Source organism: Neobacillus mesonae, from assembly GCF_023715155.1.
In the GTDB taxonomy this organism is placed as follows: domain Bacteria; phylum Bacillota; class Bacilli; order Bacillales; family Cytobacillaceae; genus Neobacillus; species Neobacillus mesonae_A.
Window position 1 is genome coordinate 1 of sequence record NZ_JAMBNQ010000071.1, and the last position, 8488, is coordinate 8488.

The window sequence follows — 8488 nt, forward strand, 5'->3', positions numbered from 1 at the left end:
CTGATCACGATTAATCTGTGTATTTTTAGTTAGCATTTCATTCACCTCTTTAAAATCTCTGTAACTCAATTATACAAAAAAAGACTGTCAACAAAACCGAATTTTTTCGATTTTGTCGACAGTCTGAGAGTGCTTCATTATGAAGCACTCTTTTTTTTCAACCAAAATAAATTATGGTATGATGTTTGCATGTGTAATTAAAAGAAAATTCCATTAAAGTGAGTGATCCAATTGATTTTCGTTTTTGATGTGGGGAATACCAATACGGTGCTTGGAGTATATAAAGGCGACGAACTTAAATATCATTGGCGTATAGAAACAAGCAGAAACCGGACGGAAGATGAATTCGGCATGAGTATAAAAGCTCTGTTTGAGCATGCAGGGCTTTCTTTTTCAGATATTAATGGAATTATTATTTCTTCGGTTGTACCGCCCATTATGCTTGCTTTGGAACGGATGTGCCAAAAATACTTCCACATCAAGCCGCTTATTGTAGGGCCCGGGGTTAAAACCGGATTAAATATAAAATATGATAATCCGAAGGAGGTTGGCGCCGATAGGATTGTAAATGCGGTGGCAGCCATCCATGATTATGGAAGCCCTCTTGTCATTGTGGACTTTGGGACAGCGACCACTTATTGCTATGTGAATGAGGAGCGGCAATATATGGGAGGTGCAATTGCGCCTGGAATCGGTATTTCCACTGAAGCACTGTATTCCAAAGCCGCGAAGCTCCCGCGAATTGAAATTACACGGCCTGACGGAGTAATCGGAAAAAACACAGTCGCTGCCATGCAGGCCGGAATTGTTTACGGCTATGTTGGACAAGTAGAGGGAATTGTAAAAAGAATGATGGATCAAGGGAAAAGGAAAGCGACAGTGATTGCGACAGGCGGTCTGGCCCCATTAATTGCCCAAGAAACTGCCATGATTGATGTCGTTGATCCGTTTTTGACATTAAAGGGACTCCAGCTTATCTATAAACGAAATATGGGGAATTCTAAAGAGTAGCCATTTGACAATCTTAGTAAAGATGTGCTGTGATTGTCAAATGTTGATTTTAGAAAGTGAGTTGAATTTTTATGAACGATTATTTAGTAAAGGCTTTAGCCTATGATGGAAGCATCAGGGCCTATGCCGTTAGGACAACGGAAACAATTAGTGAAGCACAGCGGCGCCATCAAACGTGGCGGACAGCTTCAGCAGCACTAGGCCGTGCGATGACTGCAGGGGTTATGATGGGAGCCATGTTAAAGGGCGAAGACATGCTGACAATAAAAATAAATGGCGGCGGCCCCATTGGTCATATCCTTGTAGACAGTAATGCAAAGGGCGAGGTCCGGGGCTATGTGAGCAACCCTAAAGTAGACTTTGAATCAAATGAGCATGGGAAGCTTGATGTCCGCCGTGCGGTCGGAACGGACGGCTTGCTCTCGGTTGTTAAGGATATCGGACTACGTGATTTCTTTTCCGGACAGGTGCCAATTGTTTCCGGGGAATTAGGCGAGGATTTCACTTATTATTTTGCGACCTCCGAGCAAACTCCATCTTCTGTAGGAGTCGGAGTATTAGTTAATCCAGATGATACGATTCTCGCTGCTGGCGGTTTTATTTTACAAATTATGCCTGGTGCAGAGGATGCCGTAATTACCAAAGTGGAAGAGCGGTTAAAAACAATTTCGCCAATTTCAACATTAATCGAACAGGGATTAACGCCTGAGGAAATTTTGGCGGAGCTTTTTGGTGAAGATCATATTAAAATTATTGAAACGATGCCGGTTAAATTCCAATGTACCTGTTCGAAGGAGCGTTTTGCTGATGCGATTATTGGTTTAGGTAAGGCGGAAATCAAAGCAATGATTGAAGAAGACGGACAAGCTGAAGCCCATTGCCATTTCTGTAACGAAAAATATCATTTTTCGAAAGAAGAGCTGGAGACTCTAGAGGAAGAAGCAAAATAATCTTCAGTTTTACTGTTAATCCTCTCAGATTGAAGTTTTACTTTATTGAATGAAACATCTAAATAACAACATTTTAAAACACAGGAGAGTGCTTCTGTGTTTTTTATAAGATAATGATTAAAATTGTTGACAAGGCAAGTATAAAATTGGTAAATTATAAGTATACAAAACCAATAAAAATACTCGGAATAGGGGTGCCTAAATTATGGCTCGTGTTGCAAATTCAGTTACTGAGTTAATTGGCCAAACGCCAATTGTAAAACTAAACAGATTGACAGATGAAAATAGTGCAGAGATTTACCTAAAGTTAGAGTACTTCAATCCAGGCAGCAGTGTAAAAGATCGTATCGCTTTAGCAATGATTGAGGCTGCAGAGGAACAAGGTTTAATTAAACCAGGAGTCGACACAATTGTTGAACCAACCAGCGGAAATACAGGAATCGGACTTGCAATGGTAGCTGCAGCAAAAGGTTACAAAGCAGTGTTCGTAATGCCTGAAACCATGAGTTTAGAAAGACGTAACCTGCTTCGCGCCTATGGGGCAGAGCTTGTATTAACACCCGGTCCAGAGGGTATGAAAGGTGCAATAGGAAAAGCGGAGGCATTAGTAAAGGAAAAAGGATATTTTATGCCTCAGCAATTCACAAACCAAGCTAACCCAGAAGTTCATAAGAGAACAACTGGAAAAGAAATTGCAGAACAAATGGATCAGCTGGATGCGTTTATTGCTGGTATCGGAACAGGGGGTACCATTACGGGTGCAGGAAGCGTTCTTCGTGAAAAATTCCCAAATGTAAAAATTTACGCAGTTGAGCCAAAGGATTCAGCCATTCTATCTGGCGGAAAACCAGGGCCGCATAAGTTACAAGGGCTTGGCGCAGGCTTTGTACCTGAAACATTAAATACAGATATCTATGATGAGATTATTCAAGTAAGCACAGAGGAAGCATTTGATGCTTCACGCCGCGCAGCTAGAGAAGAAGGTGTATTAGGCGGTATTTCCTCTGGTGCAGCTATTTATGCAGCTTTAAAGGTGGCAAAAGAGTTAGGTAAAGGTAAAAAAGTATTAGCTATTATTCCGGATAATGGTGAACGCTATTTAAGTACAACATTATATCAGTATGATGCTGAATAAATCAAAGGCGCCGGCATAATGCCGGTGTTTTTTTTGATAGAAAAAATGATTATGCACAGAATTTCATGTATTATTATAGACGTTGAATTGTAAAGACATGGAGGGATTTTAGTTTGAATGCACCAGAGGGAAAGATTCAATGTGGACCCTATACATTGGATTTTGCAAAAAAGACCTATGTAATGGGTATTTTGAATGTGACTCCAGACTCCTTTTCAGATGGCGGTAAATTTAATGAGCTGGAGCAGGCGGTAGAACATGCTAAAGAGATGGTGGCTAACGGGGCGGATATGATTGATATCGGCGGAGAGTCTACACGCCCTGGATATACAGTTATTTCAGCAGAAGAGGAGATCAACCGCGTTGTTCCTGTTATTAAAGCACTGGTCAAACATGTTAAGGTGCCGATCTCTATTGATACTTATAAGGCGGAAGTAGCAAAAAGTGCGATTGAAGCCGGAGCCCATATCATTAACGATATTTGGGGAGCAAAGGCAGATGACAAAATGGCCTCTGTGGCAGCGAAATATAATGTCCCAATTATACTTATGCACAATCGCCGTGAGCGGGGTTACCAGAACTTTGTCAGGGATGTTATTAATGATTTATATGAAAGTATTGCGATTGTCAAAAGGGCAGGAGTGACGGATGATAATATTATTCTTGATCCAGGAATCGGCTTTGCTAAAGATTATCATGAGAACATTCTTATGATGCAGAATTTGGACAAGCTTGTCATGCTGGGTTACCCTGTTTTATTAGCTGCTTCCCGAAAGAGAATGATTGGCGAAGCATTAAATCTTCCGGTTGATGAAAGAATGGAAGGTACAGGTGCAGCCAATTGTTACGGAATCCAAAAGGGATGCCAAATGGTCCGGGTGCATGATGTAAAGGAAATAAGCAGAATGGCGAAAATGATGGATGCCATAATGGGAAAGGGGGAAACCCTTGGATAAAATCTATGTTCATGGAATGGAATTCTACGGCTACCATGGGGTCTTTCCAGAAGAAAAGGTGCTTGGACAGCGCTTTTCTGTTGATTTAACAGTCACCGTTGATTTGAAAAAGGCAGGCGAAACAGATAATCTGAAGTTCTCTGTTAATTATGGAGAGTTATTTCAGCTATGTAAAGAAATCGTTGAAGGTACTCCCTATAAATTAATTGAAGCCGTTGCGGAAAATGCTGCTGCAGCGATATTGGCGAAATTTCCCCTTGTTCAAGAAGTTACGGTCAAGGTAATTAAACCAGACCCGCCGATACCGGGCCATTACAAATCTGTTGCAGTTGAAATTACTAGGAGTAGATAGAGATGGGAAATACATCCATAATTGCCCTTGGCTCAAATATCGGAAACCGATATGATAATATTAGGATAGCTATAAAAAAACTAACGAATCAAACAGATATTAAACTGGTAAGGTCCTCTTCCATTTATGAAACTGATCCAGTAGGTTATGAAGATCAGGATTTATTTTTAAATATGGTAATTGAGATCCAGACCACTTTAGAAGCGATGGAATTATTAGATCGATGTTTGACAGTGGAATCAGAACTTGGAAGGAAAAGAGAAATCAGGTGGGGTCCAAGGACGATTGACCTTGACATTTTAACCTATAATCAAGAAAATATTAAAAATGAAAGACTGATTGTTCCTCATCCAAGGATGATGGAACGTGCGTTTGTATTAGTTCCACTTTTAGAAATGAAACCAGATATGAAATTCCATGGGATGGATAAGCCTATTTCAGCAATGTTAGATCAACTACCTGATAGAGAAGGAGTCCGATTATGGAAGCAGAAAAATGGGGAAGACGGATTAGAGCATATAGGAAGTTAAAAGGTTACACGCAGGAAGGTTTTTCAAAGGAACTGGGAGTGTCAGTGTCCATATTGGGAGAAATTGAGCGTGGTAACCGCCTGCCGGCAGAAGATATACTTGAGAAAATAGCTCATAGTTTAAAAATAACAATTGATGATTTAAAACCGAAGGATTAAAAGGGAGGCAGGGCATGTTAAAGATTGGCAATATTGAAATGAAGAACCCGGTTGTATTGGCACCAATGGCTGGTGTCTGCAATTCTGCGTTCCGACTGACGGTCAAGGAGTTTGGGGCCGGCCTCGTCTGTGCGGAGATGGTCAGCGACAAAGGGATTGTTTTTAAAAATGAAAAAACCTTGAATATGCTCTACATTGATGAACGGGAAAAACCATTAAGCCTGCAAATCTTTGGCGGAAAAAAAGAAACACTTGTTGAAGCAGCAAAATTTGTGGATGAAAATACAAATGCCGATATTATTGATATCAATATGGGATGCCCTGTACCGAAAATAACAAAATGTGATGCTGGTGCCAAATGGCTTCTGGATCCAAATAAGATATATGAAATGGTTTCTGCTGTAGTAGATGCAGTGGAAAAGCCTGTTACTGTCAAAATGCGGATGGGTTGGGATGAGGACCATATTTATGCTGTCCAGAATGCTCAGGCTGTTGAACGGGCAGGCGGAAAGGCTGTTGCTCTGCACGGTAGAACACGTGTTCAAATGTATGAAGGTAAAGCAAACTGGGATATTATTCGTGAAGTGAAACAATCAGTCAATATTCCAGTTATCGGGAACGGTGATGTGAAAACACCGCAGGATGCTAAGAGAATGCTGGATGAAACAGGTGTTGACGGCGTCATGATTGGACGGGCTGCACTTGGAAACCCATGGATGATTTACCGTACTGTTCAATATTTAGAAACTGGGAAGTTAATGGGTGAACCCCCGGTCCGTGAGAAAATGGATGTTTGTTTATTGCATTTAGACCGGTTAATTGCACTAAAAAACGAAGACATTGCAGTCAGGGAAATGCGTAAGCATGCGGCTTGGTATTTGAAAGGCATCCGCGGGAATGCATCAGCTCGTAATGCGATTAATGAATGCCAAACACGTGACCAAGTGGCAAGAGTATTAAACGATTTGGTTCTAGAGTCAGAAGCAAGGGAACAAAGCCAGGAAAACGTTGGGTGAGTTGACATAGAGGGGCTCTTTTTCTATAATGATTGTGTTTATGATGAAGACTGCCAGTGTTTTGACTGGCAGTTTTTATTTGGTTAATCTTTTTTGATGTCTGAAAACACAAATTTGTGTAAAATAATAGAAGTGTATGTATAAAAATGATAGTACGCATTTTTTTACTAGCGTTTTATATAAGAAGAACTTCAATCAGGGGGCCTCATCCCGTTGATTGTTAGTAGAACTAATTGGGCTTTTACGGGCAATTAAACTCCCGCGAAAGCTTGACGCTTCAAATAAGTTTGAAGCGAAGTCTTACTCCCCGTTGAAGCGGGATAATTATGATAGCAATGGAGTGGATGGTTTTGAGTCAGGAAGAATTAAATGACCAATTAATTGTCAGACGTGAAAAAATGGCAGAAATGCGGGAAAACGGTGTTGACCCATTTGGTAAGCGGTTCGAGCGGACACATAATGCAAAGGAACTGCATGAGCAATATGAACAATTGGAAAACGAAGAGCTTGAGGCTAAACATATCTCAGTCCGTATAGCTGGACGGATTATGACAAAGCGGGGAAAAGGGAAAGCGGGATTTGCCCATATTCAAGATTTATCCGGACAAATTCAAATATATGTACGTAAGGATGCTGTTGGAGAAGAACAATATCATATCTTTACTTCTTCTGATTTAGGAGATATTGTAGGAATTTCAGGAACTGTGTTTAAAACAAAAACAGGTGAACTTTCCGTTAAAGTTTCTGAGTATACATTTTTAACAAAAGCACTTCGACCGCTGCCTGATAAATTCCATGGCTTAAAAGATGTGGAGCAAAGATATCGTCAGCGTTATTTAGATTTAATTATGAGTCAGGAAAGCAAAGAGACGTTTATTACCCGCAGTAAAATTATTCAATCCATGCGCCGCTACTTGGATGACCATGGATACTTAGAAGTGGAGACACCAATGATGCATGCTATTGCTGGAGGAGCTGCAGCCCGTCCATTTATTACCCATCATAATGCATTAGACATGACATTGTACATGCGGATTGCAATTGAACTTCATCTAAAACGATTAATCGTAGGCGGACTTGAAAAAGTCTATGAAATCGGACGTGTATTTAGAAATGAAGGCGTATCTACTCGTCACAATCCGGAATTTACCATGATTGAACTTTATGAAGCATATGCAGATTACCGTGATATTATGAGCCTTACTGAAAACCTAATTGCACATATTGCCGAAGAAGTATTGGGAACGACTACAATTCAATACGGCGATTATGAAGTGAATCTTAAGCCTGAATGGAAGAGACTCCATATGGTCGATGCCATTAAGGAATATACCGGTGTAGATTTTTGGAAGGAAATGAGTGTTGAAGAAGCACGTGCGCTTGCAAATGAGCATGGAGTAGAGATTAACGATAATATGCTCTATGGTCACATAGTCAATGAGTTTTTTGAGCAAAAGGTAGAGGAAAGGTTAATTCAGCCAACATTTATCTTCGGTCATCCGGTTGAGATTTCTCCGCTTGCTAAGAAAAATGAAGAGGATCCACGTTTTACAGATCGTTTTGAACTGTTTATCGTGGGCCGTGAGCACGCCAATGCCTTTACAGAGCTTAATGATCCTATTGATCAGAGGGAACGCTTTGAGGCTCAATTAAAAGAACGTGAACAGGGTAATGATGAAGCACATGAGATGGATGAGGACTTCGTAGAAGCGTTAGAATACGGAATGCCGCCAACAGGGGGACTTGGGATAGGAGTAGACCGTTTGGTGATGCTGTTAACCAATTCGCCATCAATTCGTGATGTATTATTATTCCCATTAATGCGTCAACGATAATAAGACTTTTTAAAGCGCCGGTATACGGCGCTTTTTTTATTGGCTTTTATCTATGTAATTAGAAAATTTAAATTTTAAAATTATCCTAAGAAAACTATTGCAGTATGATTTTATTGGTGGTATATTATTATCTGTTGTTGCAAAACAACGTCACTTCTTTTAAGAAAAGAAGAAAAAAGTATTGACATTCAGTTTATAACTTGGTATTATAAAAAAGTCGCTTTTGAGCGATAATAAAAATTGTTCTTTGAAAACTAAACAAACAAAAACGTCAACAAACAATAATCATTCATCCCTTGAATGAGATGAAGCCAACGTAACTTTTATGAGCTAATCAACTCAACTTTTTTTGGAGAGTTTGATCCTGGCTCAGGACGAACGCTGGCGGCGTGCCTAATACATGCAAGTCGAGCGAACTTTTGGGAGCTTGCTCCCGAAAGTTAGCGGCGGACGGGTGAGTAACACGTGGGCAACCTGCCTGTAAGATCGGGATAACTTCGGGAAACCGGAGCTAATACCGGATAATTCTTATCTGCGCATGCAGA

9 protein-coding genes and 1 rRNA gene are annotated in these 8488 nt (G+C 40.4%); all 10 read left to right on the forward strand.

The genetic code is table 11. From position 1 onward, the window contains the following. The first annotated feature begins 231 nt into the window (after nucleotides 1-231). Complete coding sequence (locus M3183_RS26165) at nucleotides 232-1011, forward strand: type III pantothenate kinase (RefSeq protein WP_251474870.1); 780 nt, start codon at nucleotides 232-234, stop codon at nucleotides 1009-1011. Between the two features lie 71 nt (nucleotides 1012-1082). Further along, nucleotides 1083-1961, forward strand: coding sequence for an Hsp33 family molecular chaperone HslO (hslO, locus tag M3183_RS26170; protein ID WP_251474872.1), 879 nt, complete (start codon nucleotides 1083-1085; stop codon nucleotides 1959-1961). Between the two features lie 205 nt (nucleotides 1962-2166). Beyond that, nucleotides 2167-3096 (forward strand): cysteine synthase A, encoded by a 930-nt coding sequence (gene cysK, locus M3183_RS26175; protein ID WP_251474875.1) that lies wholly within the window; start codon nucleotides 2167-2169, stop codon nucleotides 3094-3096. Nucleotides 3097-3278: 182 nt separating this feature from the next. Further along, nucleotides 3279-4052: a dihydropteroate synthase gene (gene folP, locus M3183_RS26180; RefSeq protein WP_251474891.1), complete on the forward strand. Its 774-nt coding sequence runs from the start codon at nucleotides 3279-3281 to the stop codon at nucleotides 4050-4052. Beyond that, nucleotides 4045-4404, forward strand: a complete 360-nt coding sequence (folB, locus tag M3183_RS26185; protein ID WP_251474878.1) for a dihydroneopterin aldolase — start codon at nucleotides 4045-4047, stop codon at nucleotides 4402-4404. The genes folP and folB overlap by 8 nt, the downstream gene beginning before the upstream one ends. Before the next feature lie 2 nt (nucleotides 4405-4406). After that, complete coding sequence (folK, locus tag M3183_RS26190) at nucleotides 4407-4934, forward strand: 2-amino-4-hydroxy-6-hydroxymethyldihydropteridine diphosphokinase (protein ID WP_251474881.1); 528 nt, start codon at nucleotides 4407-4409, stop codon at nucleotides 4932-4934. Further along, entirely contained in the window at nucleotides 4886-5092 is a 207-nt protein-coding gene (locus M3183_RS26195; RefSeq protein ID WP_251474884.1) for a helix-turn-helix domain-containing protein, read from the forward strand. Before folK ends, M3183_RS26195 begins: the two co-directional genes overlap by 49 nt. Before the next feature lie 14 nt (nucleotides 5093-5106). After that, nucleotides 5107-6108, forward strand: coding sequence for a tRNA dihydrouridine synthase DusB (gene dusB / locus M3183_RS26200; protein ID WP_251474888.1), 1002 nt, complete (start codon nucleotides 5107-5109; stop codon nucleotides 6106-6108). A gap of 350 nt (nucleotides 6109-6458) precedes the next feature. After that, nucleotides 6459-7943 carry a lysine--tRNA ligase gene (lysS, locus tag M3183_RS26205; protein WP_251474894.1) on the forward strand — a complete coding sequence of 495 codons (1485 nt, stop codon included), beginning with the start codon at nucleotides 6459-6461 and terminating at the stop codon, nucleotides 7941-7943. Between the two features lie 346 nt (nucleotides 7944-8289). After that, nucleotides 8290-8488, forward strand: a 16S ribosomal RNA gene (locus tag M3183_RS26210); the annotation flags it as partial.

What these genes read in the sequence shown, in the direction of transcription:
- hslO (WP_251474872.1), top strand. Translation starts at nt 1,083, where the DNA reads ATGAACGATTATTTAGTAAAGGCTTTAGCCTATGATGGAAGCATCAGG.
- cysK (WP_251474875.1), top strand. Translation starts at nt 2,167, where the DNA reads ATGGCTCGTGTTGCAAATTCAGTTACTGAGTTAATTGGCCAAACGCCA.
- folK (WP_251474881.1), top strand. Translation starts at nt 4,407, where the DNA reads ATGGGAAATACATCCATAATTGCCCTTGGCTCAAATATCGGAAACCGA.
- folP (WP_251474891.1), top strand. Translation starts at nt 3,279, where the DNA reads ATGGGTATTTTGAATGTGACTCCAGACTCCTTTTCAGATGGCGGTAAA.
- dusB (WP_251474888.1), top strand. Translation starts at nt 5,107, where the DNA reads ATGTTAAAGATTGGCAATATTGAAATGAAGAACCCGGTTGTATTGGCA.
- M3183_RS26195 (WP_251474884.1), top strand. Translation starts at nt 4,886, where the DNA reads ATGGAAGCAGAAAAATGGGGAAGACGGATTAGAGCATATAGGAAGTTA.